Origin of the sequence: Curtobacterium sp. DN_7.5, assembly GCF_022655355.1 — a bacterium.
GTDB lineage: Bacteria > Actinomycetota > Actinomycetes > Actinomycetales > Microbacteriaceae > Curtobacterium > Curtobacterium luteum.
The window spans coordinates 2,596,172-2,621,761 of sequence record NZ_CP093378.1 but is presented as its reverse complement, the minus strand read 5'-3'; the positions used below and the strand labels follow the sequence as shown (position 1 = coordinate 2,621,761).

The window sequence follows — 25,590 nt, the reverse complement described above, 5'->3', positions numbered from 1 at the left end:
CCCGTAGCGTCGCGTCCGTGACGACCGACGACGCTCCCCGGCAGATCCGCTTCAACGCGTTCGACATGAACTGCGTCGCGCACCAGTCCTCCGGGCTGTGGCGCCACCCCCGCGACCGCTCGCGGCGCTACAACGACCTGTCGTACTGGACCTCCCTGGCGCAGACGCTCGAGGGCGGTGCCTTCGACGGCATCTTCATCGCCGACGTCCTCGGGACGTACGACGTCTACGGTGGCTCGAACGAGTCGGCGCTCCGGACCGGGTCCCAGGTGCCCGTGAACGACCCGATCCTGCTCGTGTCCGCGATGGCCGCCGTCACGGAGCACCTCGGGTTCGGCATCACCGCCGGGACCGCCTACGAGCACCCGTACCCGTTCGCCCGGCGCATGTCGACGCTCGACCACCTCACCAAGGGGCGCGTCGGCTGGAACGTCGTCACCGGGTACCTGCCGAGCGCCGCGCGCAACATGGGGCAGACGGACCAGCTGTCGCACGACGACCGCTACGACGTCGCCGACGAGTACCTCGAGGTCCTCTACAAGCTCTGGGAGGGCTCCTGGGAGGACGACGCGGTCGTCGAGGACCGCGAGACCGGGGTCTTCACCGACCCGACCAAGGTGCACCCCATCGAGCACCACGGGCGCCACTTCGACGTCCCGGGCATCCACCTGTCCGAGCCGTCCGTGCAGCGCACGCCCGTCATCTACCAGGCCGGGGCATCGCCGCGCGGTGTCCGCTTCGCGGCCGAGAACGCCGAGGCCGTCTTCGTCGGCGCCCCGACCCTGCCGCAGTTGGCAGCGACCGTCACGAAGATCCGGGACGCCCTGGAGGCAGCTGGTCGCGACCGGTACGCCGCTCGCGTCTACTCGCTGCTCACGGTGATCACGGACGCCACCGACGAGGCCGCGCGCGCGAAGTACGAGGACTACCTGTCCTACGCCTCGGAGGAGGGCGCCCTCGTGCTGAACTCCGGGTGGATGGGCGTCGACCTGTCGCAGTGGGACCTCGACGAGCCGCTCGGCGACGTCGAGTCGAACGCGATCCAGTCCGCGGCGGCGAACATCTCCGCGGCCACCGGGTCCGACGGATCGAAGTGGACGATCCGCGACCTCGCCCGGCACACGGCGATCGGCGGACTCGGGCCGGTCGAGGTCGGTTCGGGTGCGACCATCGCGGACCGCCTCCAGGAGATCCAGGAGCAGACCGACGTCGACGGCTTCAACCTCGCCTACGCCGTGACGCCCGGGACCTGGGAGGACGTCATCGAGTTCGTCGTCCCCGAGCTGCGGGCGCGCGGTGTCTACCCGACGGAGTACGCGCCGGGATCGCTGCGGCACAAGCTGCACGGCCGCGGGGACCGGCTGCCCGGGGAGCACCGCGGTGCCGGCTACCGTATCGGTCAGCAGGCGGTCGTAGGCTGACGGCGTGATCGGATCGTCCTTCGTCGTGCGTGCCGCGTCGGAGGACGAGGCCGCTGCCTGCGTCGACCTCTGGGTCGCCGCGGTCAGCGTGCGGGACGCCGTGCCGGAGTCCGACGCGGTCCGCGCCCGGGCGCTCGCGAAGTTCGCGGAGCCGCGGGTGGCGCTCGTCGTCGCGGCGGAGCCGGGAGGTCCGGGGGACGCGCCGGGCGCCGCTGGGGCCGCGGGGGTCGCGGGGGTCGCGGAGGTCGCGGGCTTCGCCCGCGCGGGGGCAGCGGGGGCCGCGGGCTCCGCCCTCCCGGGGGCCGCGGGGGTCGCGGGCTTCGCCCTCGTGACGGCGCCGGGGACCGGGGGACCGGAGGACCCGGAGGACGCCGCCTACCTGTCGCTGCTGGCGGTCCACCCGCGTGCGCAGGGACACGGCCTCGGACGGGACCTCCTGCGCGCCGCGGTCGACGCCGCATCACGGTCCGGGCACGCCCGGTGCGTGCTGCACGCACTCGAGGACAATGCCCCGGCGCTCGGCCTCTACCGCAGTGCCGGGTTCCGGCCCTGGGGCGAGCCGTTCGCACACCCGTTGTCCGGCCGGCCGACGCGGGCCTGGGTGACCGTCGGCGACTGACCGGGGCCCGAACGCTGCCCGGTCACCCGGGGATCGGTGCCGCCACGGGCTCCGGGAGCGCATCGGCCGGGGTCGGCCACGGGGCCCACTTCGCCCGCGGCGCCGTGAGGAGGTACGGCTGCGGCGTCGGGTAGCTCACGAGCTCGAGGGTCGAACCCCACGGCGTGCGGGTGTACACGAACCGGTTGCCCTCGCCGGCCTCGACGCCGCGGAGCTCCCGCGGATCGGAGTTCCGCAGGCCCCCGGCCCGCTCGACCTTGTCCAGGGCGGCGTCGAGGTCGTCGACGTACAGCGCGAGGTGCTGCCACCCGAGGTCCGACGGTGCCGCGGCGAACCGCTGGTCCGGGCCGAGGTACTCGAACAACTCCAGCCCCGGCCCCTCGGGGAGTGCGAGCATCCGGATGGCTCCCTGGGCCATCGTCGACGGGATCCCGAGGTACCGGTGCACTTCCGCGGAGCCGCGGGGCTCCTCGCTGCGGCACCGGACGTCGTAGAGGACGACGGCGTCGAGCGCCGCCGCGAAGAAGGCCGTGGCAGCGTCGATGTCCGGCACCGTGACGCCCACGTGGTCGATCCTGATTCCCCTGCTCATCCTTGGATGCTCTCACCGGGGCCACCGGGTGCCCGGGCGTGCAGGACCCGGTGCGGGATGTGGTGCGGTTTGCCGCACTCGCTGTCGGTCCGCTCAGGTAAGGCTGCCCTCACCACAAAACCCCAGGTCAGGGCAGCCTCACCTTGCTGGCGGACCGTTCCGGACGGTGGCATGCTCATCGCATGTCGACCGCAACCGACCTCGTGCTCCCCGCCACCGATCACGACACGACGAGCGCCGCGAAGCTCAACTGGCTCCGTGCCGGACTCCTCGGCGCGAACGACGGTATCGTGTCGGTCGCCGCGGTCCTCGTCGGGGTCGCCGGGGCGGGCGCGGGGACCGGGCCGGTCATCGCCGCCGGTACCGCCGCCCTCGTCGGGGGAGCGGTCTCGATGGCGCTCGGCGAGTACGTCTCGGTCAGCGGCGCCCGCGACGCCCAGCGCACCGGGCAGGCCGCGCAGCAGGCGCAGCTCGAGGCCGAGTCCGAGGACGCCGACACCATCGCGGCGCACTACCGCGGGCTCGGGGTCGCGCCGGACGTCGCGTCCTCCGTCGCGGCCGAGCTCGTGCGGCCGGAGGTCCGGGCACGCCGGGCCGAGGCCGCCCTGCGCGACGCCGAGGACGAGGTCGTCAGCCCGTGGCGCGCGGCCTGGGTGTCCGCGGCGACGTTCACCACCGGGGCGGCGCTGCCGTTCCTGGCCATGCTGCTCGCCCCCGAGTCGGTGCGCGTCCTCGTGACGGTCGTCGCCGTGCTCGTGGCACTCGCGGCCACCGGGGCCACCGGGGCCACGCTCGGCGGTGCACCGCGCGGCCGGGCGACCGTGCGCGTGGTGGTCGGCGGGGCCCTGGCGCTCGCCGCGACCTACGCAGCCGGAGCGATCCTGGGCGCGCACGCGATCTGACGGCGACGGGCCCGCTCGTACCGGCGCGCACCCGACCGGACCACCGCGGTCACTCGTCGGCGCCGGAGACGGCGGCGGCCTCAGCAGCGAGCGCGGTGTTCCGCGCGGTCAGCAGCCGCTGCAGGTAGCGGCCGAGGACGACCACCTCCGCCAGCCGTCCGAGCGGTCCGAACGGCGCGGTGACCACGACGTCGTCGAGCATCCGGGTGCCGGTGCCGGCGCGCTCGAAGCGGTGCTCGTGCCGGAAACGCGCGAACGGACCGCGCACCTGTTCGTCGACGAACCGGTGCGGTGCCTCCAGGACGACGATCCGACTCGTCAACCGCCAGACGACCCCGAGGTGGCGGGCGCGGAACGTCACGGACTCGCCGAGGCCGATCGTGCCGGCCGTGACGCCGCCGACGGCCCGTTCCCCCGTCGAGGCGAGCGACCGCTCGTGCGCACCGATGTCGAGCGACAGCGCGAAGGCCCGCTCGGGCGCACAGGCGAGGTGCGTGTCGAGCCGGAAGCGGACGGTCACGCGTCGGGCCGACCGGTCGGCGCCGGCCAGCCGAGCGGCGTCGATCGGTCGTCGTCCCGCAGCACCGCCGCGAGCGCCTCGTCGTGCCGCTGTCCGCGGTGGAGCACCCCCGAACGGCGGAGGCCCTCGTACGACATGCCGACGCGTCGGGCGACGGCGAGGGACGCGTGGTTCGTGGCGATCGCCCGCCACTGCACGCGGACGAGGCCGAGGCCGTGCGGCGGGGTGGCGAAGGCCCAGTCGACGATCGCGGAGACCGCCTCGGTGACGTAGCCGTGGCCGCGGGCGTCGGGGTGCGTGGCGTAGCCGACCTCGGCGGCGCCGTCGGCGATCTGGAAGAGCTCGACGGTCCCGAGCAGACGAGGGTCCTCGCGTCGACGGATCGCCCAGGCGAGGCGGGTCCCGGACTCCCAGCCGGTCCGGCACCGTCCCAGCCACTCGACGGCCTCGGCGTGGCCGTACGGCACCGGGACGGGCGTGTAGGCGATGACATCCGGGTCGGTCGCGTAGGCGATGACGTCCTCGGCGTCGGACGTCGCCGGGGCGGAGAGCACGAGCCGGTCGGTCGAGAGCGTCACGGGATCCACGTCACGAGCCTAGCGACGGCGGAGCACGCCGCCCGGGGAGGCCGGGCGGGTGCGCTAGCGTCGCCGCATGACTGCGTTCGGCGTGATCGACGGCCACAACGACCTGCCCTGGGAGCGCCGCGACTCCCACGGCTCCGGGGTGGAGGGCATCGACTCGGAGCAGGGGTCGCTCCACACCGACGTCCCGAAGCTCCGCGCGGGCGGGGTCGTCGGGCAGTTCTGGTCGGTGTTCGTGCCGTGCTCCGACCCGGACCCGGTCCGGACCACGCTGCAGCAGATCGACGTCGCCCTGCGGATCGTCGAGCGGTACCCGGAGACCTTCCGGATCGCCCGCACCGCCGCCGACGTGCGCGCAGCGGTCGACGACGGGCGCATCGCGTCGCTCCTCGGCGCCGAGGGCGGGCACTCGATCGGCGACGACCTCGCCGTCCTGCGCACCTTCGCCCGGCTCGGCGTGCGGTACATGACCCTCACGCACAACGACGACACCCCGTGGGCCGACTCCGCGACCGGGTCGCACCCGCACGGCGGCCTCACCGACCGCGGTCGGGAGGTCGTGGCGGAGATGGAACGGATCGGGATGCTGGTGGACCTGTCGCACACGGCCCCGACGACGATGCGGGACACGCTCGACGTCGCGACGCGACCCGTCGTCTTCAGCCACTCGTCGACCACCGCCGTCAACGACCACCCGCGGAACGTGCCGGACGACGTGCTCGAGCGGCTGCCCGGCAACGGCGGCGTCGTGATGATCACCTTCGTGCCGGCGTTCGTGTCGCGGGCGTACGCCGAGTGGGAGGCCGCCGGGTCGGCGGGGGAGGCGCCGCTCGTCACGGTCGCCGAGGTCGCGGACCACGTCGAGCACGCCCGCGAGGTCGCCGGGGTGGCGCACGTCGGGATCGGCGGGGACTACGACGGCACGCCGGTGCTGCCGCCGGACCTGCGGGACGTCTCCCGCTACCCGGTGCTCGCCGCCGAGCTCGGTCGCCGCGGCTGGCAGGACCACGAGCTCGCGGCACTGGCGGGCGGGAACGTGCTGCGGGTGCTCGAGGCGACGGACGACGCGTTCGAGCGGACGCTCGTGCGCTGACCGCCCGCCACGGGACGGAGGACGGCCGTGCGCTGCCCGCCCGTCACGGAACGGAGGACGCCCGGCCCCGCCCGTCACGGAACGGAGGACGCCCGGCCCCGCTCGGTAGGATCGCAGCGCACCCGCAGCGACCCGCGCCTCCAGTGCAGGCGGCGCGACCTGACCCGAAGGAACGGACCAGATGAGCGGCACCATCCACGACAACATCTCCCAGGCGTTCGGGAACACCCCGCTCGTCCGGCTCAACCGGCTGCCGCGCGAGGGCAGCGCCGAGATCCTCGCGAAGCTCGAGTTCTACAACCCCGGCGCCAGCGTCAAGGACCGCCTCGGCGTCGCGATCGTCGACGCGGCCGAGGAGTCCGGCGAGCTCCAGGCCGGCGGGACCATCGTCGAGGGCTCGTCCGGCAACACCGGCATCGCGCTCGCCCTGGTCGGCGCGGCCCGCGGCTACCGGGTCGTCATCACGATGCCCGAGACGATGAGCGTCGAGCGGCGTGCGCTGATCCGCGCCTACGGTGCCGAGGTCGTCCTGACCCCGGGCCCCGAGGGCATGAAGGGCGCGGTGTCCCGGGCCGAGCAGATCGTCGCGGAGACCCCGGGTGCGATCCTCGCGCACCAGTTCGAGACCCCCGCGAACGCTGCGATCCACCGGAAGACCACCGCCGAGGAGATCCTGCGCGACACCGAGGGCCACGTCGACGTGTTCATCGCGGGCGTCGGCACCGGCGGCACGATCACCGGCGTCGGCCAGGTGCTCAAGGAGCGCGTGCCCGGCGTGCAGGTCATCGCCGTCGAGCCGAAGGACTCGCCGCTGCTCACCGAGGGCAAGGCCGGGCCGCACAAGATCCAGGGCATCGGCGCGAACTTCGTGCCCGAGGTCCTCGACCAGAGCGTCATCGACGAGGTCTTCGACGTCGAGCTCGAGGACGCCCTGCGCGTGGCCCGCGACCTCGGGACGCAGGAGGGCATCCTGTCGGGCATCTCCTCCGGCGCGATCATCCACGCCGCGATCGAGGTCGCCGCACGCCCGGAGAACGCCGGCAAGCGCATCGTCGCGATCGTCTGCGACACCGGAGAGCGCTACCTGTCGACCGTGCTCTTCGAGGGACTCACTGCGTGAGCCCAGCTCCACGTCGCGGTGTGCTGCGGACCGTCCGGGAGGACCTGGCCGCAGCACGCCGCGGGGACCCCGCAGCACGGGGCGACCTCGAGAACGCGATCGTGTACTCCGGCCTGCACGCGATCTGGACCTACCGGCTGACCCACCGTCTGTGGCTCGCCCGTGGCCTGCCCGGGTCGCGGTTCGCGGCACGGGTGATCGGGCAGGTCGCGCGCTCGGTCACGGGGATCGAGATCCACCCCGGCGCGCGGATCGGCCGCCGGTTCTTCATCGACCACGGCATGGGCGTCGTGATCGGCGAGACCGCGGTGGTCGGTGACGACGTGGTGGTGTTCCACGGCGTGACCCTCGGCGGGCGCGGCGGCGAGCACGGCCCCGGCGCTCGGCGGCACCCGCGGGTGGGGGACCGCGTGGTGCTCGGTGCGGGGTCGTCCCTGATCGGCGCGATCACGATCGGCGCCGACTCCGTCGTCGGCGCGAACACGGTCGTCACGAAGGACGTGCCGCCGCGGTCGGTGGTCACCGGCGTCGCCGGTACGGCCCGTCCGCGCTCGGGCCACGAGGGCGTCCCGCCGCTCTGACGTCCCGCCGTCCCCACGGCGACCTCCGGTCGCGGTTCCGGACGGGAGGCACGGCGCGCTCCGTGCGCGCCGGCCCCCTCCGGCGTGTGGTCGGGTCAGCTCTTCTCGCAGGCGATGCCGTCGGCGTCGCGGTCGAGCTTCTTGTTCGCCGCGTAGAGCTTGTCGTCCTTCTTGACGGTGCCCTTGAGCGCTCGGTAGGTCACCTTGCCGCCGGAGATCACCTTGTTCCTGGTGACGGACTTCTTCGCGATGCCGCCGGAGTACACGCGGTGCACGGCGTCGCAGTTCTTGTAGACGGTGGGGGCTGCCTGGGCGGTCGAGGCGCCGCCGACGACGGCGGTGGCAGCGAGGACGACGCTCGCTGCGGCGATGCTGAGGGTTCGGGTGATGTGCACCCGCTCAGCCTAGGCCCACTGCGAGGATCTCTCATGCCCCCGATCGGGGTGCCGGTTCGGGCATGCTGGTGGCATGGACGGAGCTGCCCTGCACGAGATCGCCGCGCGGACCGCGATGGGCCTGCCCGCGGTCCAGGAGACCCAGCCCTTCGGCGAGGGCACGTTCGTCTACAAGGTCGTCGGCAAGATGTTCGTCATGACGTCCGAGCTCCGCGGGGTCCCGATCGTCAACCTCAAGTGCGCTCCACCGCACGGGGCCGCGCTCGTCCGCGACCTGGCGGAGGTGACACCGGGCTGGCACATGGACAAGCGGCACTGGATCACGCTGTCGCCCGGCGACGGCCTCGACGAGACCCTCGTCGAGGACCTCGTGGCGAACGCCTACGACCTGGTCGTCGCGGGGCTGCCCCGTGCGAAGCGGCCGATCGACCCGGTCCGGCGGACGCTGCCGGACTGACCGACCGCCGGGGCCCGCACGGCCCACGGCTCAGCCGCGCGCGAGGGCCTTCCCGAGCAGGACCTGCACCTTCGGCGGCACGGGTCGTCCAGCGTCCACGACCGCCTGCGCGCGCTCGGCCGTGACGCCGGCGAACAGTTCGCCGATCGTCACCCCGTGGGCCGGGCGGTCGATCACCTCGACCGCGTCACCGCTCGCCACCGAGCCGGACTTCACCACCCGCAGGTAGGCACCGGGACGCCCCTCCTCGGTGAACCGTCGGACCCACTTGTCCTCGCGCATCCGACGGGCGAAGGTCCCGCAGGGGATCCGGGGGATCGTGACCTCGAGCACGAGCTCGGCACCGATCCGCCAGCGCTCCCCGGTCACAGCCCCGGTGACGTCGATCCCGCTCGTCCGGAGGTTCTCGCCGAACAGCCCCGGCGGCACCTCGCGGTCCAGCAGCCCGGCGAAGTGCGTGGCGTCCTCGTCGGCGTAGGCGTACACGGCCTGGTCCTCGCCGCCGTGGTGCTTCCGGTCGGCCTGCACGTCGGCGCGGAGTCCGAGGGGCCGGACCCGCACCGGGCCGTCGACCGGACGCTTGTCGATGGCGGTGACCCCGATCGTGCCGGAGTCGGGCAGGAGCCGCGCCACGCGGCAGACGGCGGTCACGAGGGGCACCGCACCAGCATGCCGCACGGATGCCCTCCGTGCGGAGTCCGGATCCGGGTGTGACGAACCGGCGTCCCGGCCCGTCCCATCGGTGGAGGCCGTCACCGCGGCCGAGGAGGAACGACCATGACCGACACCACGAACGACCGACCCGGCTCGCAGCGCCACCCGGTCCGGCAGCACCTGCTCGCGCAGGCCCGGGTCCGCGCGCTCGCCGCACGACCCGTCGGACCGTTCCGGGTGACCACTGCCCACGCACGCCGCGCGGGTGCACGGTGACCGGTCGTCGCTCCCGTGCTCAGGAAGACCCCACCCGGTCCCGGTAGAAGGAACACGTGCCCCACCAGCTCCTCACCGACCTCGACGACGCCGTCCTCGCCGGCCGGTCGTCGGACGGCGACGTCCGGGCGTTCGAGGTCCTCATCCGCCGGTACACCCCGCTGCTGCGCGCCTACGCGCGCCGGACGCTCGGCTCGACCGACGAGCTCGACGACGTCGTGCAGGAGACCTTCATCACCGCCTGGGACCGGCTCGACCGGCTCGAGGACCAGAGCAAGGTCAAGTCGTGGCTCATGCGCATCCTCAGTCGGAAGTGCATCGACCGCATCCGGGCCCGTCGCTTCCACGACGACGTCACCGAGATCGAGGTCGAGGCCCCGTCCGACGATGCTCCGGAGCGTGTCGCCGAGGCCCGCTCGCGCGAGGAAGCCGTCGAGACCGCGCTCGGCGAACTCCCCGAGGCGCAGCGCCGGTGCTGGGTGATGAAGGAGGTGCTCGAGTACTCCTACGACCAGATCGCCGAGGAGCTCGACCTCCCCGTCTCGACCGTCCGCGGGCTCCTCTCGCGCGCCCGCAAGAACATGATCCGTCTCATGGAGGGATGGCGATGACCGATCCCGAGCACGTCCGGCTCGACTCCCTCGAACCCGACGACCTCGACGGCCACTCGATCGACGAGCTGGCCGACTACCTCGACGCGGGCATGCAGCCCGCGGACCCGTCCATCGACGACTCACCGGCGTGCCAGAACGCGCTCGCGGCGATCGTCCGGCTCCGGCAGTCGTCCCTCGGCTCGCTCGAGGCCGCAGCCGAGCAGGAGGCCCCGGCGGACGAGTCGTGGGTGAGCGGTGTGCTCGCCAACATCTCGCTCGAGGCGCGGGCGGGGCGGGACGTCCCCCTGCGTCCGGCCGCGCCGACCGAACGACCGGTGATGACCGAGGGTGCGATCCGGTCGCTCGTCCGGAGTGCCGGCGACGGCGTGTCCGACGCCCTCATCGCCCGGTGCACGCTCGAGGGCGACGTCACCGAGCTCGGGGCGCCCGTGCGGGTCGTCGTCGAGATCGCCGTCCGCGCCGGAGCGACGATCCGGACCGTGGCGTCGGAGGTCCGGGAGACCGTGGCAGCGGTGCTCGCTGACCAGACCGACCTCGTGGTCGACTCGGTCGACGTCGTCGTGCGCGACCTCGTGCCGCGCACCGACGACGAGCCCGCGGACGACCGTCCCGCTGATGACGGAACCAGCCACGGCAGCGACGACGAGGAGGCAGGCGCATGAGCACCCCGGACGAGACCCTGACCGCCGTCGAGACCGCGGTGCTCGCCGTCCCCGGGGTCGCCGAGCTCTACCGCGCACGGCCGACCCTCGGCAGCACCGTGTCCGCCGTCAAGAGCCTGGCCGCCCGGACCGCACCGAGCCGGGTCGTCCTGGACGGTGACGTCCTTCGCGTCGTCATCGGCACCGACGGTTCCCGCCCGGCTCCCACCACCGCACACGAGGCCCACGTCGCCGCGCTCGCCGTGGCGACGGAGCACGGACTCGTGCTCAGCCGGGTCGACGTCCGGGTCGCGCGCGTCGGCTGACCGCCCGGCCGGACCCAGCACGGGTCCGGAGCCGTCACCGGCGGTCGGCGACCTCGAGCACGACGACGATCGCGGCCACGAGCACCGCCGTGGCGACGAGCGACACCGCGGGGACGACCACCGAGGCGGCGACGGCGGCGGCCAGCACCACGACGACGGCGTTCCAGCCGAGCGACAGCGACGGACGGAGTGCGAGGGCCCAGACCGCGAGGACGAAGAGCGCCACCGGCACCGCGATCGTCGCGGCCACCGTCACGTGCGACAGGTCGGCCTCGCCAGCGTCGGCGCTCACCGCGACCTCGATGCCCGCCGGCAGCGCTCCGGCAGCCGCGAACACGACGTAGTGGCCGTTGCCGAACACCAGGGCGCTCGGCAGGGACCGGATGCGGGCGTGCTGCTCGCGTGCGAAGTAGATCCACCAGAGCCCGGCGACGATCACGAGCCCGGCCGCCGCGAGCACGAGGAGCGAGCCGAGGTGGTCGGTGTGCTCGAGGCCGTCGATGACCGCGCTCGCGGATGCCACGAGCCCCTCGCCGAGGACGATGAGCGTGAACAGGGAGTACCGCTCGGCGATGTGCCGCGTGTGCCACGGCGTCGTGCGCGACCCCCGCTCGGCGACGGGCGGCACGAGCACCTCGAGCAGGATCAGTACCGGGATCGCTCCGCGCAGCGCGGCCTCGGGGAGTACGAGTGCGAGCACCCAGAGCGCCTGGACGACGACGATCCCGACGGCGTAGCGGAGCGCGGTGCGGCGGTACCCCGGCGCCGACGCGGCCGCGCGCAGCCACTGCCCGACCAGGGCCAGGCGCATCACGACGTACCCGACGACGACGATCGCGGGGTCGCCGTCGACCATGAGCGGTCGGACCCCGGCGGCGAGGACGAGCACACCGCCCATCTGCACGAACGTGGTGACGCGGTAGAGCCAGTCGTCGGTGTCGAACGACGTGGCGAACCAGGTGAAGTTGATCCACGCCCACCAGATCGCGAAGAAGACGAAGGCGTAGGAGACGATCGCCGAGCTGACGCGCCCCTCGGTCTCGATCTCGTGGAGGTTCGTCGCCGCGAACCCGACCGCGACGACGAAGACGAGGTCGAACAGGAGCTCGAGCGGGCTGGCCGCACGGTGCGCCTCGGCGGGGTCGCGTGGAGCCATGCGGCGCAGTCCGGTGGTGCTCACGGAGCATGCCTACCGCACGCCGGCGGACACCGGGAAGGTCCTCCCGGCCTCCGTCTCGCGCGGATCAGTAGAAGTTCGACGCCTGTGAGTGCGCCCACGCCGCGCACGGGGTGCCGTAGGCGGCGGAGATGTACTGCAGGCCCCAGGTGATCTGCGTGGTCGCGTTGGTCTGCCAGTCGGAGCCGGCCGTCGCCATCTTCGAGCCCGGGAGCGCCTGCGGGATGCCGGTCGCGCCGCCGTTGCTGTTCACGGCGCGGTAGTCCCAGCCGGACTCCTTGGTCCAGAGGTTGTCGAGGCACTGGAACTGGTCCGAGCCCCAGCCGTAGCGGGACGACGCCAGCGCCGACGCCGTGGCCTTCGCGCCCGCGACGGTGTTGCCCTCGGCGAGCTTCCGTGCCTGCTCGGCGGCCTCGGCCGCTGCCTTGGCGGCCGCTGCCTTCGCGGCCGCGGCCTTCGCAGCGGCAGCGCGCTTCGCGTCGGCGTCCGACCGGTCCTGTTCGGCGCTCGCCTCGGCGACCGCCTGGCTGGCGGCGACCGTGGTGGCGATGCGGTTCGTCAGGGCGGCCCCGGACAGCTTCGAGTAGTCGTCGAGTGCCTCGACCCGCTGGCGGAGCGCCGTCGTGTCGGTCTTGCGGTTGGCGTCGTCGAGCACGGTCCGGGCACTCGACAGGGTCGCCTGCGCCTGCGCGCGGTCGAGCGCGGTGCCGTCGAGCGCGGGGGCGCTCGTGGGGGTGGCGCTCGGGACGCCGAGTGCCTCGCCGAGGGCCGGCTGGGAGCCGACCGCGATGCCGCCGACGGCGATGGCCAGGACGGCTGCGCCGGAGGCGACGACGGTCGTCCGGTTGCGCAGGGCCCGGCGGACGCGGCGGGCGGGGGAGTCGAGGGCCTCGCGTCGGGTCGAGGCGGTGGTCGGAGCGGTGGTGCTGGGCAGAGCAGTGGTGCGTCGAGTCATCGGTTCCGGTGGTCGGCCGGCTCGTGTGCGGACCGCGCCCGGGCACGCCGGGGTGGGGGAGGCGTGTCGATCGGGGTGCGGCGTGGCCGTCGTGCGGTCCGCGAGCCGGGGGAGGCCCGGACGGTGGTGTGGGGCCCGTCCGTCCGCCGTCCGGTGACCGTGGGGTGGTCACGTCGAGGCGGAGCGGTCACGATGACGCGTCACGCTGGGCGCAGCGTCCAGGAACACTGGCAGAACCGTCCGTCCACCCTTCGGTAACGGTTCGGTAACGACCCGCGTCGGGGTCAGGAGGTGTGAGGTTCCTGGGCGCGGTCGCCCTGTGCGATCCGTTCGAGCGCGTCGAGGGCCCCGGCGATCGCCGCGACGTCGTCCTCGGGGAGGTCGTGGATGAGTTCGGCCACGATGCCGGTGCGTTGCGACCGTGCAGCCTCGACCGCGGCGACCCCGGCCTCGGTGGCGCTCACCATGAACGCCCGGCCGTCCCTCGGGTCGGCCTCCCGCTCAATGAACCCGCGCTGCTCGAGTTCGGTCAGGATCCGCGTCATGGTGGGCTTCGTCACCACTTCGAGGCGGGAGAGGTCACCCGGACGCAGGGGACCCTCGCGCTCGATCGTGGCGAGCGCCGAGACGATGCCGTAGCCCAGCGAGGCGGAGTCGGTCCGTGCGCGTCGGTTGATGCGTCCGACGGCCGCGGCGAGCCGCGCGGCGATGGCCGTACGGTCGGTCTCGCGAGCGCTCATGGGTGGCCTCCGGTTCGGTGATCAGGGGTCGTGCGTGATGCTACCGCCCGATCGTGGCGGCACCGGTACGGGCGCTTCCTGTCCGACCGTACAGGTGTGCTCAGCGTTTCTCGCCGGGGAGTTGGTGGATCGCCTCGGTCGCGAGCTCCGCGCCGATGTTGTCGCCGGCTTCGGTCGCGGTGCGGAGACGCCGGAAGTCCTCGGTCATGCGCTCCCAGTCGACGAGTTCGTCGAGGTTCGGCAGACGCAGTCGGAAGCCGAGGCCGTCCGTGGTGTCGCGGCACACGCGCTGGAGGTCCGCGTTGCCGCACTCGGCGACGTAGAGCGCGAACACGTCGAGCGCGTCGTGGTTCACCGCGGCGACGTCGTGCGTCTCGAAGTCGGCGATGGTCGCGTCGAGCGCCGCGAGGATCCGCTTCCGCGCGCCCGCACCGAGCCGCGGCACGGCGAGCCGGACCACGCCGCCGAAGAGCACGCCGAGGGTCTGGAGCGCCTCGACCACCTCATCGGGCCTCGGGGTCGTCACCCGGGTGTAGCGGTTCGGCGCCATCTCGATGAGCCCGGCGCGGGCGAGCTGGCTCAGGGCCTCGCGGATCGGGGTCCGGGAGACGCCGAGCCAGGCGATCAGCTCGTCGTCGTTCAGCCGCTCCCCGGGCTCCAGGGTGCCGTCCATGATCGCGTCGTGGATCTTCGTCCGGACGGTGTCGCGGAGCAGCTGGTGCTCCGTCGGTGCGCTGGTGGGGACCGGCATGGGTGCCTCCTGGAGGTCGTGCTGACCGACCGGCACTCCGGGTGCGGCCGTACGGATCACCGTACCTGATATACGGTGCGCGAGTGCCCGCGGAGCGGGTCAGCCGTCGACGCCGAGCAGCCGCAGCGTCGCCGGGTCCTCGTGCCCGTCGTACCAGCGGTCCAGCGCACGGCGGAACGGTGCCGGGTCGTCGGCGGCGTGCGCGAACAGGGTCAGCGAGGACCGCAGCTTCAGCGCGTCCGTGGCACCGAGCAGGACCTCGGCAGAGCGCGCCGGGGCCTCGGTCACGACGGCGACCGCGTCGAGCAGGCGGGGTCCGAGCACCGGGTCGGCGAGGTAGCGCCGGGCGTGCTCCAGCCCCGAGAGCGCGTAGTGCTGCGCCGTCGGACTGCGCCCGAGTCCGGCGACCTGCGGGAACACGAACCACATCCAGTGGGTGTCCTTCCGGCCGGCCCGCAGCTCGCCCAGCGCCCGCTCGTGCACGCCCTCCTGGGCGCTGACGAAGCGTTCGAGGTCCTGGTCGGTCACCGGAGGACGTCCCCCCAGGCGTAGCGGACGGTCGTCGCGTCCACGGCGAGCACCGAGTCGGGCTCGCGGTCGAACAGTCCGGGCAGCCCGACGGCCGAGGGCAGGTCACCCCGCAGCTGCTCGATGCGGGCGGTGCGGACCTCGAGCGGCGGGTGCTGCCGCTGCCAGAACACCGTCTGCGCCAGGTGCCGGGCGTGGATCCCCGCACGGGTGGTGAGCTCGGCCGCGAGCGGTGCGGTCGTGACCGGGCCGGCCACGACGCGGACGGCCGCCGCGTGCCGGGGGCGTGGCGTGCCTCCCGGCCCGCTCGTCGGCGTCAGCCGGATCGCACGCGCGGCGCGGAGCGGGTGGAGCGCGCGGTTCGGGTGCCGGACGGACCGGTGGGCGATGGTGTCGCCGCGGCGACGCGACCCGGCGTGCGCGAACGTGTACGGGACGCCGAGCAGCGCGTGCGCCGCCACGATCGCCGGCACGTTGGCGGTGTCGATCGTGCGGTACGCGACGCCGTGGCGGCCGTGGTCGTCGACCGTCAGGACCTCGAGCGTGACCTCCGTCATCGTGCCGAGACGGCCGGACGGCGGGAAGGGCGGCACCCGGGTCTCACGGAAGACGTACGCCGACAACCCCACCCACGCACTGCCGTCGACCACGTCCGGCCGCGTGCCGCGCGGGACCATCCGGGCGAGGGCCTGCGGGTCGCGCCGCCAGTGCGCGAAGACGATGTCCTCCCACGCGTGCACCGTCACCGGGCGGTGCAGGAGCGGGACGGCCGCCCGGGCGTCCGCCGTGTCGCTCATCCGCCGTGCCGACCCACGCGGGCCGCCCACACCACCAGCGGTGCCTGCAGCGGCAGTCGGAGCACGGAGGCGAGGCGCATCGTCCGGGTCGACCGCGGCGAGTCGAGGAGGTCGCGTGCCATCTTGACGTTCGCGGGGAACACCGCCAGGAACAGCGCCGCCGCCGCCCAACCGGCGGCACGACGCGTCCCCGGGAGGGCGAGCGCGGCCGCGATGCCGAGCTCGGCGACCCCGGACACGAGGGTCGTCAGGCGCGGCGGCAGGGCCTCCGGCACGATCCGGTCGTAGGTCCGGGGACGGAGGAGGTGGGTGACGCCCGCGCCGCCGAGCACGACGGCGAGGACGGCGGCAGTGCGGTTGGCGCGCTTCGTGCGCTCACGTCGTCGCATGCCCCCATCGTGCACGCGGTTGCTCGGAGCGAGCAGCGAGCAGCGAGCAGCGAGCAGCGGGCAGCGAGCAGCGGGCACCGGGCAGCGAGCTGTGCCCCCGGTCCCGTCAGGCGAGGGCGGTCGCCACCAGGTCGAGGACCGCCGCCGCGACCTCGGCCTTGGTGCCCGACGTCTCACGGACGACCTCGCCGCCTGGCGTCAGCACCTCGATGGCGTTCTCCTCCCGCTCGAAGCCCGACGACCACCCGACGTGGTTCACCACGAGGAGGTCTGCGGGCTTCCGCGCGATCTTCGCCCGCCCCAGCTCGATCCGCGCCGCACGGTCCGGCTCCGTCTCGGCCGCGAAGCCCACGATGATCTGTCCGGTCCGACGGTTCGCCACGAGTTCGGCGAGCACGTCGGGGTTGCGGACGAGCTCGAGGGTCAGGGTGTCGCCCTGCGCGTCCTTCTTGAGCTTCTCCGCGTGCACCTCGGCCGGTCGGTAGTCGGCGACCGCGGCGGTCATCACCACGACGTCCGCCTCGGCCGCTGCCGCCCGGACCTCGTCGGCGAGTTCGAGGGCGGACCCCACCGGGCGCACGTCGACGTCGAGGCCCTCGGTCAGCCCGGCGTCGACGTTGGCCGTCACCAGGGTGACGGCCGCGCCGCGAGCGGCGGCGTCCGCCGCGATCGCGATGCCCTGCCGTCCGCTCGAACGGTTGCCGACGAAGCGGACCGGGTCGAACGGCTCCCGGGTCCCGCCCGCCGTCACCAGGACGCGGACCCCGCGCAGGTCGCCGGACGGGAGGGACGGTGCCGGTCCGGCGGTCCGGTCCGGCCGACCCTCGTGGTCCAGCACCGCGAGTGCCGCCGCGACGATGTCCTCGGGTTCGGACATCCGACCGATGCCGGCGTCGTCCCCGGTGAGCGCACCGACGACGGGTCCGACGACGTGCACTCCGCGGGCGCGGAGCGTGTCGAGGTTCGCGCGGGTCGCGGGGTGCTCCCACATCTGCGGGTGCATCGCGGGCGCGACGACGACGGGCGCCTCGGTCGCGAGGAGGGTGGTGCCGAGGAGGTCGCCCGCGAGGCCCGCGGCCATCCGCGCCAGGGCGTCGGCCGTGGCCGGGGCGACGACCACGAGGTCCGCCCGACGGCCGAGCGCGACGTGCCGGACCTCGGCGACGTCGTCCCAGACGCTCGTGGTCACCGGGTTGCGGCTCAGGGCCTCGAGCGTCGGCAGCCCGACGAAGCGCAGGGCGCCCTCGGTCGGGACGACGTGCACCTCGTGGCCACGCTTGACGAGGTCGCGGACGACCCCCACGGCCTTGTACGCGGCGATGCCCCCGGTGATGCCGACGACGACCGTGCGGCGGTGTCCTGCTGCTGCGCTCACACCGGTCACGGTACCCGGCGCAGCGTGCGAGGATCGACGCCATGTGCACCGTCGTCGTCCGCGTCGCGCCCGGCTCCGAGTGGCCGGTGACGATGCTCGCCCTCCGCGACGAGTCGCCCGAGCGTCCGTGGGACCCGCCGGCCGCCTGGTGGCCGGACCGTGACCCGGGGGTGCGCGGTGTCCGCGACCGTTCGGCGGGCGGCGCCTGGCTCGCCGCCTCGGACGAGGCCGGCCTCGCGGTCGTGCTCAACCGCGGCGAACCGGTCGCGAGCGCGGACGGCACCTGGACCACCCGCGGCGTGGTGCCGCTCGACGCGGTCGGGGGCGTGCTGCCCGGGCACGACGGGACCGTCCCGACCGCGCGCGCGTTCAACCTCGTCCGCGCCACGGCCGACGGCGCCGAGGTCGTCACGTGGGACGGCACCGAGGTCCGGACGACCGCGCTCGGCCCCGGCGTGCACATGGTCACCCACGGCGAGCCGGACGACCCCGCCGCACCCCGGGTCGGGCGGTGGCTCGACGCCTTCCGCTCGGTGGACGCCCCGGCCGGGCCTCCCGTGCTCGGACCGTTCGACGAGCTGCGCGCCGCGGACGCCGGCGCCGACGCCGGGGACGGCTGGAGCGGCTGGTTCGGGGTGCTCGCCGGGTCCGCGAGCCTGCCCACCGACCACCCGGACGCGATCCTCCGCGACGTGCACGAAGCCGAGGGACACATGACGACGCTCTCGATCGTCGCCGCCGCGGTCGGCCGTGAGCGGACGGTGCTCCAGCACGCGCGGTTGACCGAGCCCGGACGACTCGACGGGTCGGTCGAACTCCACCACGCCTGAGCGGTCCCGCCGCCCCTGGCCGCCTGAGTGCACCCGCAGCGCGACGCACGGGCCGGCCATGGCGTGCCGGCGTAGCTTCGCGCCTCGTGACCACCCGGACCCGGAGCGTGCTCGCCGTCGTCGTCGCGGCGCTCGCCGTGGCCGCACTCGGCGCCTGCAGCGAGCAGCCGTCGGCAGCCGTCGGCTCGGAGTCGACCCCGCGGACGACGACCCGACCCACCCCGACGCCGGACCCCGCCGTGCCGTGGGACCGCGCGGACGACGTGGCCGTCGTGACGGTCGGCGACTCGATCACCGCCGGGCACGGACTCACCACGGCGCAGGCGTGGCCGGCGCTCATGGCCGACGCGAACGGCTGGTCGCTCACGAACCTGTCCTGCGACGGCGCCGGCGTGGCCGCGCTCGGGGACGACGACGACTGCGCGAGCGCGTACGCCACCCTCGTCAAGCGCGCCGTCGCACTGCGTCCACAGGTCGTCGTCCTGCAGGCCAGCTCGAACGACCTCGGGCTCGACACCGCGGAGATCCGGAGCGCCACGTACCAGGTGGTCGACGACGTGCACCGCCGGATGCCCCGCGCGCGGGTGATCGGGCTCAGCGCGATCTGGAACCAGGACGCCCCGCCCGCCCAGCTCGCGGCGATCTCGAAGGCGATGCGGAAGGCCCTTGCACGCGAGGGCGGCACCTACGTCGACATCGGCGAACCACTCCGCGGGCACGCCGACTGGATGCAGGGCGACGACGTGCACCCGACGGCCCGTGGACAACGGGCGATCGCGGCGGCGGTCACCGCTGCGTTCCGCCGCGACGACGTGCAGTTCTGACGGGCGCCCCGTGCCACGACCGGTCCGCATCGTGCTCGTCGGACTCGTGCTCGCCGCGCTCGCGAGTGGGGTGACCGGGTGCTCGTCCGACGTCGGGGCGGTGCTCCCGCCGGGGACACGAGCCGGTGCAGCCCGCGTCGCCGGGCCCCGGGTCGTCGTCATCGGCGACTCGATCACGATCGGGCACGGGCTCCGGCGCGACCAGGCGTGGCCGGAGCTCCTCGCGGCGGCGGACCGGCTCCGGCTCACCGACCTCGGCTGCGACGGGGCCGGGGTCCTCGCCGAGGGCAGCGACGAGTGCTCCGCGACCGACGAGGAACTCGCGGAGCAGGCGGCGGCGCTGCACCCGGACGTCGTGGTGCTCCAGGCCAGCTCGAACGACCTCGGACAGGACGACGACGAGCTCGCCGGGGCGTCCGAGCAGCTCGTCGCGGAGGTCCACCGGCTCCTGCCCCGCGCCCGGATCGTCGGCATCAGCGCCGTCTGGGACCAGGACGCCCCGCCCGCCCAGCTCGGCACGATCTCCACGGTGCTGCGGACCGCCGTGACGGGGATCGGCGGTGCCTGGCTCGACCTCGGCCAGCCGCTCCGAGGACACCCCGCCTGGATGCAGTCCGACGACGTGCACCCGACGGCCCGCGGCCAGCGTGCGCTGCTCGCGGCGGTGACCGGGGCGCTGCGACGCGACCACCTGCGGTGGTGAGGCAGGGCTGCGGGGGCGAGTCGTGCCTCCAGGCCGACGCTGCGGAACGGGAGTGTGCGGAACGGACCGGCGCTGCGGGGGCCGGCCGTGCGTCCTGGCCGTCGTTCAGACGGGCGGGGCCGGCCGGTCCGTCGCTCAGGCGGGCGGCGTGGTGCCCGTGAGGTCCTCGGCGACCGCCCACAGCGAGCGGGCGAGGTCCGCGCTCCTGGCGGACCGCGGGACCGACGCCGTCGTGGTCGGGCCGGTGAGGCCGGCGAACCCGGCGGGGCCGTAGTAGGCGCCGCCGACCGCGTCGGGGCCGACGGCCGCGTAGAGCAGCGGCTCCGAGCCGTGCTCGACGTCCTGTGTGAACGGCAGTGCACGATCACTCGACCGCACCGGCTTCGACCGTCCGAGCGAGCGCCCCGCGGACTGCAGGTTGGTGCGCGTGTAGCCGGGGTGCGCGGCGGTGCTGACGAGCGGCCAGTCCCGCTCCACGGTGAGCCGGTGCAGGTGCAGTGCGAGGAGCAGATCGGCGAGCTTCGACTGGCCGTAGGCACGCCAGCCGTTGTAGCCGCGCTCCCACTGCAGGTCGGCGAAGCGGATGCTGCCGAAGACGGCCGCCAGACTCGACATCGTCGCCACCCGGGCCGGCCGGGTCCGCGCCGCGTCCGTCCGGAGCAGCTGGGGGAGCAGCAGGTTCGTCAGTGCGAACGGCCCGAGGAAGTTCGTGCCGAACTGGAGCTCGAAGCCGTCGACGGTCTCGAACCGCTCCGGCGGCGCCATCACCCCGGCGTTGTTCACCAGGACGTCGAGGGGGCGGTCGTCCTGGGCGATCCCGTCGGCGAACCGGCGGACGCTGGCGAGGTCCGCCAGGTCGAGCTCGCGGACCTCGACGTCGGCGGCGGGGTGTGCCGCGCGGATACCGGAGGCGGCGTCCTCGCCCTTCGACAGGGTGCGGACGGCGAGGACGACGGACGCGCCGGCGGCGGCGAGCCGGGTGGCGGTCTCCTTGCCGGTTCCGCTGTTCGCGCCCGTGACGACGATGCGGCGGCCGGTCTGGTCGGGGATCTTCGGCATGGGTGCGACGGTACTCGGCGGGTGTGCGGGCTGGCTGCGTGCCGGGCGCTGCACGGGGCTGCGCGCGGCCGCGATCCGTGGTAGATTCATGCAAACGCATCGAACACCAGCGTTCCGCGCAGGAGGACACCATGAGCAACGCATTCGGCACCGACCGTCCCTCGGACGTGCCGCCGCCCGCACCCGACCGCGTCGGTCCGGTGCAGCTCGGCCTCGACACCTTCGGCGACGTCACCGAGCTGCCCGACGGCAGCGTCAAGTCCGACGCGCAGAGCATCCGCGACGTCGTCGAGCAGGCCGTCCTCGCCGACCAGCTCGGCATCGACTTCATCGGCGTCGGCGAGCACCACCGTGCCGACTTCATCGTCAGCGCACCCGAGGTCGTCCTCGCTGCGATCGCCGCCTCGACGTCGACGATCCGGCTCGGCTCCGCGGTGACCGTGCTGTCCTCCGACGACCCGGTGCGGGTGTACGAGCGCTTCGCCACCGTCGACGCCATCTCGGACGGTCGCGCCGAGGTCATCCTCGGCCGCGGCTCCTTCACCGAGTCGTTCCCGCTCTTCGGCTACGAGCTCTCCGACTACGAGGTGCTCTTCGAGGAGAAGCTGCAGCTCTGGTCCGCCCTGCGCGGCGGCGACAAGGTCACCTGGTCGGGCACCAAGCGCGCCCCGCTCGTCGACCAGGACGTCTTCCCGAAGCTCGAGCACGGCCCCATCCCGACCTGGATCGGTGTCGGTGGCTCGCCGCAGTCCGTCATCCGCGCCGCCTCCTACGGCATGCCGCTCTTCCTCGCGATCATCGGCGGGCAGCCCGCACAGTTCGCGCCGTTCTCGCGGCTCTACCGCCAAGCGCTCACCCAGCTCGAGCTGCCGCAGCAGCCGATCGCCATGCACTCGCCCGGGTTCGTCGCCGCCACCGACGAGGAGGCCGCCGAGCGCTACTGGCCGTACCACAAGGCCGTCACCGATCAGCTCGGACGCGAGCGCGGGTGGCCGCCCCTCGACGTCGCCGGTTACCGGGCCGGGCTCTCGGCCGGAGGCTCGCTCTACGTCGGGTCGCCCGAGACCGTGGCGCGGAAGATCGCGCGCAACATGCGGATCCTCGGGGCCTCGCGCTTCGACATGCGGTACGCGACCGGTCGCCTGCCGCACGAGGACATGATGCGGTCGATCGAGCTCTACGGCACGCAGGTCGCGCCGCGGGTGCGCGAGCTCCTCGCGGAGCCGGTACCGGTTCCCTGACCGGGGTGGCCCGGGTCGGGCTCGTCCGGCGCGTCGGGTCCGGGCTCGTCCGGCGCGTCGCGACCGGGCCCGGCCTGGAGGCGCGGTCCGCCACCGTCACGCCGCTCTCGGCGTGCACGGGTAGCGTCCGGCACATGTCCCGGAACCCCGAGTCCACCGAACGACGCTTCCGCGGCAAGATCCTCGGCGTCGGCACCACCTCCGGCGTCCGGATCGTCGTCGGCATGTGGGAGCGATCGCCCTTCGGACCGTTCACGGACGTGTTCCTCGAGCAGGCCGACGGCAGCTCGGTGCTCCTCGCGCCCGACGAGCTCGTCGCGGCGTACGTCTCCGGGACCTACCGCTTCGACACCGTCTCCGTCGTCGACCTGCGTGCCAGACGCACCGCCCGCGGGCTCGATCTCGACGCCGGACCCCTGCAGGCCTCGATCGACGTCGGCGGCATCTCGCCGCTCGGCCGGGTGCTCCGCATCGTCCCGAAGCCGATCGCCCGCGACTGGCGGTGGCTGACCGCGATCGACCCGGTCGCACGGCTCGTCGCACCCGGGGCCGGAACCGCCGGGTCCGCCGGGAACGGCCGCCGCGAGTACTACGGCGTGACCGGGGCGCACGACGTCACGGGGGTCCGGGGCACCTGGGCGGGGGAGTCCCTCGGGTCGATCGCGCCGCTGGACCCGCCCGTCGCGTTCGGCTTCGCGTCGATGCCGCGCATCCCGCAGGTCGTCGACGTCGAGACGACGATCCGCGAGCCCGCTGCCTGAGGGGCTCCGGGCGGGCGGGGCGACCCGGAACGACATCGTCGCTGTCGTACGACGTCCGCGAAGTCGCTCCTTGCGGGAGCGACAGTTGCGCGCGCGCGGCGGCGACATCGTCGAGGTCGTACGACATCGGTGTTGTCGCACACTCCCGCACGCGACCGCCTCCGCACGGCTCCGCAGCCCTGTCCGCCGGACGCGCTCAGCGTCGGCGGGCAGACTGGTCGGAACGGACAGCGCCCGAGGGCCGGCCGAACGTCGAGCACAACGGGGCGCACGACGCGAGAGGAGCACCATGACCGACACAGAGGCAGACCAGCGCGCAGCCATCTCGGACATCGTCCACGGAGCCCGTACGGCACTGCTGACGACCGTGAGCGAGGACGGCGGACTCCACGCACGCCCCCTCGCGGTGCAGGACAAGGCGTTCAACGGGACCCTGCGGTTCCTCGTGCAGGACGGGAGCGAGAAGGTCGAGGACATCGCCCGGAACCCGCACGTGAACGTCGCGATCGAGTCGCAGGGCGGTTACCTGTCGATCGCCGGCACCGCCACGGTGACGACAGACGAGACGGTCATCGACGAGCTCTGGTCGCCGTTCGCGGAGGCCTGGTTCCCCCAGGGCCGGCAGGACCCGTCGATCCGGCTCCTCACGGTCGAGGGCGACTCCGTCGAGTACTGGACCCAGGACACCGGCCCGGTCGGCAGCCTCGTACAGACGCTCAAGGCCGCGCTCGGCAAGCAGAGCCAGCCGGACACCGGCGACCACGGCACGGTCGAGCTCTGAGGCTCCGACCCGGAACGACGAAGCCGCTGTCGCCCGACAGCGGCTTCGTCGTTCCACAGCGGTGCGCGATCGCGGCCCAGCGACCAGCCGCGGCACAGCCCCCTACGGCGGGCCGAGCAGCCAGAGCACCGCGACGAGCACCGGCTGCCCGAGCAGCGCGCACGTGACGAACGTCCACCGCATCCACGGCTTGGCCACGAGCTCCGGCGACCCGAACAGCGGCGCCAACGGCATGAGCAGCCGGGGCGTCGACGCCATCGGCAGCGACACCGCGAAGACGTAGAGCGCGTACGCGGCGGAGTACAGCACGGTCGTCGTGCCGAGCTTCCGTGTCGAGCGGCGCAGCAGCCACACTGGGTACGCGACGAGCAGGAACACCACGATGAGGACCCCGCCGACACCGAGCCAGCGTGACGCGATCAGGAACCACGGCGTCAGGGGTGCGAAGTCGACCCGCCCGATGAAGTTGACCCACCACGACATCTCGGTCTCGAGGTAGGCGTTCGGCGTCCCGGTCACGTGCGTCGCGATGACCGGCCACGCCACGCCGGCCGCGGCCATCGCGAGACCGGACAGCACCGCGGCGACCCGCTCCCGCACGGGGAACCGGTCGAGGGTCCGGCCACCGTCACGGCGCGCACGCAGCCACCGCACGAGGACGACGACGCCGAGCACGAGCGGGATCGCGAGCGCGCCCGGCCGGGTGAACGCCGCTGCGACGCCGAGCAGGGTGAGCAGGGCGTACCGCCGCCGTTCGAGGGCGAGGAGTGCGCCGAACGTCAGCGCGAGGAACGTGCTCTCCGCGTAGCCGACCTGCAGGAGGAACGAGAGCGGGCCGCACGTGAAGAAGAAGACCGCCCACATGCCCGCCCGGTGCCCGGTGTGGTCGCTGACGAGCCGGTAGAGCAGGTACGTGGCCACGAGGCCGGCGATGATCGCGATGGCCGGTGCGCCGACCTCGAACGTGATCCCGGTGGACGCCGTCAGCATCCGGATGAGGAAGGGGAACGCCGGGAGGAACGCCCACGCGTTCTGCGTGACGTGGCCGGCGGCGTCGGTCGGCAGCGTGGTCGGGTAGCCCTGCAGCGAGATCTGCTGGTAGTACTGCCCGTCCCACGCGGTCAGGAACGACAGGAACCCGTGGTCGTTGCCCCAGATCGCGTTCGCCGGGAGCGCCCGTCCGGTCAGCGGGTACGCGAGCGCCAACCAGAACGTCGACAGCGCGCGCCCGCCCGCCCAGACGAGGAGCACGGCGGACCAGGCCGGCAGGCTGGTCGCCAGGTCGAGGAGCCGCCGTCGGCCGGTCGCGAGCGATCCGGGGAGCGTCGATTCGGGCGGCACGGCTCGAGGGTAGTCGCCCGTTCCGGGAAGACCCTGCCTGGAGGCGCGGTTCGCGTTCTGCAGGACGGAAACGGGCCGTCAGGTGGCCGGTGGGCGCACTGCGGTGCCCCCTACGGTGGACCGGGAGAGCCGATCGACAGGAGCAACCATGCCGAAGACCGCCGTCGTCACCGACCACGCACCGAAGCCCGCCGGACCCTACAGCCAGGGCATCGTCGCGAACGGCTTCCTCTACACCGCCGGCTTCGGCCCGCAGGACCCCGTGACGGGGGCGATGGCCGACGACGTCGCCGGGCAGACCGCACAGGTCCTGGCGAACGTGGCAGCGGTCCTCGCCGAGCACGGCGCGACGCTCGACGACGTCGTGAAGTCGACCGTGCACCTCGAGCACTCGGACCGGGACTTCGCAGCGTTCAACGAGGAGTACGCCAAGCACTTCTCGCAGCCGTACCCGGTCCGGACGACGGTCCAGTCGCACCTCGCGGGCATCCTCGTCGAGATCGACGTCGTCGCCGTGCTGCCGGCCGCCTGAACGGGTCCTCA

33 protein-coding genes are annotated in these 25,590 nt (G+C 73.7%); 18 read left to right on the top strand and 15 right to left on the bottom strand.

Annotated features, from left to right (window positions below):
• Nucleotides 1-17: 17 nt before the first annotated feature.
• The gene (locus MON03_RS12100; RefSeq protein ID WP_277927234.1) at nucleotides 18-1,421 is read left to right on the top strand and encodes an LLM class flavin-dependent oxidoreductase; all 1,404 of its coding nucleotides are present in this window, start codon (nucleotides 18-20) and stop codon (nucleotides 1,419-1,421) included.
• Between the two features lie 4 nt (nucleotides 1,422-1,425).
• Complete coding sequence (locus tag MON03_RS12095) at nucleotides 1,426-2,040, top strand: GNAT family N-acetyltransferase (protein ID WP_242088590.1); 615 nt, start codon at nucleotides 1,426-1,428, stop codon at nucleotides 2,038-2,040.
• A gap of 22 nt (nucleotides 2,041-2,062) precedes the next feature.
• Here MON03_RS12095 and MON03_RS12090 read toward each other — a convergent pair whose 3' ends face one another.
• Nucleotides 2,063-2,632 carry a VOC family protein gene (locus tag MON03_RS12090; RefSeq protein ID WP_022902945.1) on the bottom strand — a complete coding sequence of 190 codons (570 nt, stop codon included), beginning with the start codon at nucleotides 2,630-2,632 and terminating at the stop codon, nucleotides 2,063-2,065.
• Nucleotides 2,633-2,814: 182 nt separating this feature from the next.
• Here MON03_RS12090 and MON03_RS12085 point away from each other — a divergent pair, with 182 nt between their 5' ends.
• On the top strand, nucleotides 2,815-3,534 hold the full coding sequence (locus tag MON03_RS12085; protein ID WP_022902944.1) for a VIT1/CCC1 transporter family protein: 720 nt from the start codon (nucleotides 2,815-2,817) through the stop codon (nucleotides 3,532-3,534).
• Nucleotides 3,535-3,583: 49 nt separating this feature from the next.
• Here the strand turns inward: MON03_RS12085 and MON03_RS12080 are convergent, their stop codons facing one another.
• Nucleotides 3,584-4,054 (bottom strand): SRPBCC family protein, encoded by a 471-nt coding sequence (locus MON03_RS12080; protein ID WP_242088588.1) that lies wholly within the window; start codon nucleotides 4,052-4,054, stop codon nucleotides 3,584-3,586.
• Nucleotides 4,051-4,641 (bottom strand): GNAT family N-acetyltransferase, encoded by a 591-nt coding sequence (locus tag MON03_RS12075; RefSeq protein ID WP_242088586.1) that lies wholly within the window; start codon nucleotides 4,639-4,641, stop codon nucleotides 4,051-4,053. Before MON03_RS12075 ends, MON03_RS12080 begins: the two co-directional genes overlap by 4 nt.
• Nucleotides 4,642-4,708: 67 nt before the next feature.
• Here MON03_RS12075 and MON03_RS12070 point away from each other — a divergent pair, with 67 nt between their 5' ends.
• The 3 genes from MON03_RS12070 to epsC all read left to right on the top strand — a co-directional run bounded on the left by MON03_RS12070 (nucleotide 4,709) and on the right by epsC (nucleotide 7,432).
• Nucleotides 4,709-5,731: a dipeptidase gene (locus MON03_RS12070; RefSeq protein ID WP_242088584.1), complete on the top strand. Its 1,023-nt coding sequence runs from the start codon at nucleotides 4,709-4,711 to the stop codon at nucleotides 5,729-5,731.
• A 181-nt stretch (nucleotides 5,732-5,912) separates the two neighbouring features.
• Nucleotides 5,913-6,851 (top strand): cysteine synthase A, encoded by a 939-nt coding sequence (gene cysK, locus MON03_RS12065; protein ID WP_022902940.1) that lies wholly within the window; start codon nucleotides 5,913-5,915, stop codon nucleotides 6,849-6,851.
• Nucleotides 6,848-7,432, top strand: a complete 585-nt coding sequence (epsC, locus tag MON03_RS12060) for a serine O-acetyltransferase EpsC (RefSeq protein ID WP_502798670.1) — start codon at nucleotides 6,848-6,850, stop codon at nucleotides 7,430-7,432. The genes cysK and epsC overlap by 4 nt, the downstream gene beginning before the upstream one ends.
• 95 nt (nucleotides 7,433-7,527) lie before the next feature.
• Here the strand turns inward: epsC and MON03_RS12055 are convergent, their stop codons facing one another.
• A complete protein-coding gene (locus tag MON03_RS12055) occupies nucleotides 7,528-7,827 on the bottom strand; it encodes an excalibur calcium-binding domain-containing protein (RefSeq protein WP_022902938.1) in 300 nt (99 codons plus the stop codon).
• A 73-nt stretch (nucleotides 7,828-7,900) separates the two neighbouring features.
• On the opposite strand from MON03_RS12055, the gene MON03_RS12050 reads away from it, so the two are divergent.
• Nucleotides 7,901-8,284 carry an MmcQ/YjbR family DNA-binding protein gene (locus tag MON03_RS12050; RefSeq protein ID WP_242088582.1) on the top strand — a complete coding sequence of 128 codons (384 nt, stop codon included), beginning with the start codon at nucleotides 7,901-7,903 and terminating at the stop codon, nucleotides 8,282-8,284.
• 30 nt (nucleotides 8,285-8,314) lie between these two features.
• Here the strand turns inward: MON03_RS12050 and MON03_RS12045 are convergent, their stop codons facing one another.
• A complete protein-coding gene (locus MON03_RS12045) occupies nucleotides 8,315-8,944 on the bottom strand; it encodes an MOSC domain-containing protein (protein ID WP_022902936.1) in 630 nt (209 codons plus the stop codon).
• Between the two features lie 117 nt (nucleotides 8,945-9,061).
• On the opposite strand from MON03_RS12045, the gene MON03_RS12040 reads away from it, so the two are divergent.
• The 4 genes from MON03_RS12040 to MON03_RS12025 are packed head-to-tail and all read left to right on the top strand — an operon-like array spanning nucleotide 9,062 to nucleotide 10,795.
• Nucleotides 9,062-9,214 (top strand): hypothetical protein, encoded by a 153-nt coding sequence (locus MON03_RS12040; RefSeq protein ID WP_022902935.1) that lies wholly within the window; start codon nucleotides 9,062-9,064, stop codon nucleotides 9,212-9,214.
• Between the two features lie 56 nt (nucleotides 9,215-9,270).
• The gene (locus MON03_RS12035; RefSeq protein ID WP_022902934.1) at nucleotides 9,271-9,825 is read left to right on the top strand and encodes an RNA polymerase sigma factor; all 555 of its coding nucleotides are present in this window, start codon (nucleotides 9,271-9,273) and stop codon (nucleotides 9,823-9,825) included.
• Nucleotides 9,822-10,490, top strand: a complete 669-nt coding sequence (locus MON03_RS12030; protein WP_042726483.1) for a hypothetical protein — start codon at nucleotides 9,822-9,824, stop codon at nucleotides 10,488-10,490. Before MON03_RS12035 ends, MON03_RS12030 begins: the two co-directional genes overlap by 4 nt.
• Nucleotides 10,487-10,795, top strand: a complete 309-nt coding sequence (locus MON03_RS12025) for a hypothetical protein (protein WP_022902932.1) — start codon at nucleotides 10,487-10,489, stop codon at nucleotides 10,793-10,795. Before MON03_RS12030 ends, MON03_RS12025 begins: the two co-directional genes overlap by 4 nt.
• Before the next feature lie 34 nt (nucleotides 10,796-10,829).
• Here MON03_RS12025 and MON03_RS12020 read toward each other — a convergent pair whose 3' ends face one another.
• From MON03_RS12020 to coaBC, 8 genes are all read right to left on the bottom strand, one after another.
• A complete protein-coding gene (locus tag MON03_RS12020) occupies nucleotides 10,830-11,975 on the bottom strand; it encodes a low temperature requirement protein A (protein WP_242088580.1) in 1,146 nt (381 codons plus the stop codon).
• A 64-nt stretch (nucleotides 11,976-12,039) separates the two neighbouring features.
• Nucleotides 12,040-12,927 (bottom strand): aggregation-promoting factor C-terminal-like domain-containing protein, encoded by an 888-nt coding sequence (locus MON03_RS12015; protein WP_242088578.1) that lies wholly within the window; start codon nucleotides 12,925-12,927, stop codon nucleotides 12,040-12,042.
• A gap of 284 nt (nucleotides 12,928-13,211) precedes the next feature.
• Nucleotides 13,212-13,667, bottom strand: a complete 456-nt coding sequence (locus MON03_RS12010; RefSeq protein ID WP_242088576.1) for a MarR family winged helix-turn-helix transcriptional regulator — start codon at nucleotides 13,665-13,667, stop codon at nucleotides 13,212-13,214.
• Between the two features lie 100 nt (nucleotides 13,668-13,767).
• On the bottom strand, nucleotides 13,768-14,418 hold the full coding sequence (locus MON03_RS12005) for a GntR family transcriptional regulator (protein ID WP_175329534.1): 651 nt from the start codon (nucleotides 14,416-14,418) through the stop codon (nucleotides 13,768-13,770).
• Nucleotides 14,419-14,517: 99 nt separating this feature from the next.
• On the bottom strand, nucleotides 14,518-14,946 hold the full coding sequence (locus tag MON03_RS12000; RefSeq protein WP_175329533.1) for a DUF1810 domain-containing protein: 429 nt from the start codon (nucleotides 14,944-14,946) through the stop codon (nucleotides 14,518-14,520).
• Nucleotides 14,943-15,743 (bottom strand): YqjF family protein, encoded by an 801-nt coding sequence (locus MON03_RS11995; protein WP_175329532.1) that lies wholly within the window; start codon nucleotides 15,741-15,743, stop codon nucleotides 14,943-14,945. Before MON03_RS11995 ends, MON03_RS12000 begins: the two co-directional genes overlap by 4 nt.
• Nucleotides 15,740-16,132, bottom strand: a complete 393-nt coding sequence (locus tag MON03_RS11990; RefSeq protein ID WP_242088574.1) for a DoxX family protein — start codon at nucleotides 16,130-16,132, stop codon at nucleotides 15,740-15,742. Before MON03_RS11990 ends, MON03_RS11995 begins: the two co-directional genes overlap by 4 nt.
• 106 nt (nucleotides 16,133-16,238) lie before the next feature.
• Nucleotides 16,239-17,507, bottom strand: coding sequence for a bifunctional phosphopantothenoylcysteine decarboxylase/phosphopantothenate--cysteine ligase CoaBC (gene coaBC, locus MON03_RS11985; RefSeq protein ID WP_175329530.1), 1,269 nt, complete (start codon nucleotides 17,505-17,507; stop codon nucleotides 16,239-16,241).
• Between the two features lie 41 nt (nucleotides 17,508-17,548).
• Here coaBC and MON03_RS11980 point away from each other — a divergent pair, with 41 nt between their 5' ends.
• The 3 genes from MON03_RS11980 to MON03_RS11970 all read left to right on the top strand — a co-directional run bounded on the left by MON03_RS11980 (nucleotide 17,549) and on the right by MON03_RS11970 (nucleotide 19,864).
• A complete protein-coding gene (locus MON03_RS11980) occupies nucleotides 17,549-18,337 on the top strand; it encodes an NRDE family protein (protein WP_175329529.1) in 789 nt (262 codons plus the stop codon).
• Between the two features lie 86 nt (nucleotides 18,338-18,423).
• Nucleotides 18,424-19,161 (top strand): SGNH/GDSL hydrolase family protein, encoded by a 738-nt coding sequence (locus MON03_RS11975; RefSeq protein WP_242088573.1) that lies wholly within the window; start codon nucleotides 18,424-18,426, stop codon nucleotides 19,159-19,161.
• A 10-nt stretch (nucleotides 19,162-19,171) separates the two neighbouring features.
• Nucleotides 19,172-19,864, top strand: a complete 693-nt coding sequence (locus tag MON03_RS11970; RefSeq protein ID WP_022903322.1) for an SGNH/GDSL hydrolase family protein — start codon at nucleotides 19,172-19,174, stop codon at nucleotides 19,862-19,864.
• 135 nt (nucleotides 19,865-19,999) lie between these two features.
• Here the strand turns inward: MON03_RS11970 and MON03_RS11965 are convergent, their stop codons facing one another.
• Nucleotides 20,000-20,923 (bottom strand): SDR family oxidoreductase, encoded by a 924-nt coding sequence (locus MON03_RS11965; RefSeq protein WP_242088571.1) that lies wholly within the window; start codon nucleotides 20,921-20,923, stop codon nucleotides 20,000-20,002.
• Nucleotides 20,924-21,054: 131 nt separating this feature from the next.
• Here MON03_RS11965 and MON03_RS11960 point away from each other — a divergent pair, with 131 nt between their 5' ends.
• The 3 genes from MON03_RS11960 to MON03_RS11950 all read left to right on the top strand — a co-directional run bounded on the left by MON03_RS11960 (nucleotide 21,055) and on the right by MON03_RS11950 (nucleotide 23,706).
• Nucleotides 21,055-22,164 (top strand): LLM class flavin-dependent oxidoreductase, encoded by a 1,110-nt coding sequence (locus MON03_RS11960; RefSeq protein WP_242088569.1) that lies wholly within the window; start codon nucleotides 21,055-21,057, stop codon nucleotides 22,162-22,164.
• A gap of 134 nt (nucleotides 22,165-22,298) precedes the next feature.
• Nucleotides 22,299-22,925 (top strand): hypothetical protein, encoded by a 627-nt coding sequence (locus MON03_RS11955; protein WP_031273272.1) that lies wholly within the window; start codon nucleotides 22,299-22,301, stop codon nucleotides 22,923-22,925.
• A gap of 289 nt (nucleotides 22,926-23,214) precedes the next feature.
• The gene (locus MON03_RS11950) at nucleotides 23,215-23,706 is read left to right on the top strand and encodes a pyridoxamine 5'-phosphate oxidase family protein (RefSeq protein WP_175329524.1); all 492 of its coding nucleotides are present in this window, start codon (nucleotides 23,215-23,217) and stop codon (nucleotides 23,704-23,706) included.
• Nucleotides 23,707-23,808: 102 nt separating this feature from the next.
• On the opposite strand, the gene MON03_RS11945 is transcribed toward MON03_RS11950, so the two are convergent.
• Nucleotides 23,809-25,047: a hypothetical protein gene (locus MON03_RS11945; RefSeq protein ID WP_022903136.1), complete on the bottom strand. Its 1,239-nt coding sequence runs from the start codon at nucleotides 25,045-25,047 to the stop codon at nucleotides 23,809-23,811.
• 148 nt (nucleotides 25,048-25,195) lie between these two features.
• Between MON03_RS11945 and MON03_RS11940 the strand changes: the two genes are divergently transcribed.
• Nucleotides 25,196-25,579, top strand: coding sequence for a RidA family protein (locus MON03_RS11940; RefSeq protein WP_022903135.1), 384 nt, complete (start codon nucleotides 25,196-25,198; stop codon nucleotides 25,577-25,579).
• Nucleotides 25,580-25,590 lie beyond the last annotated feature (11 nt).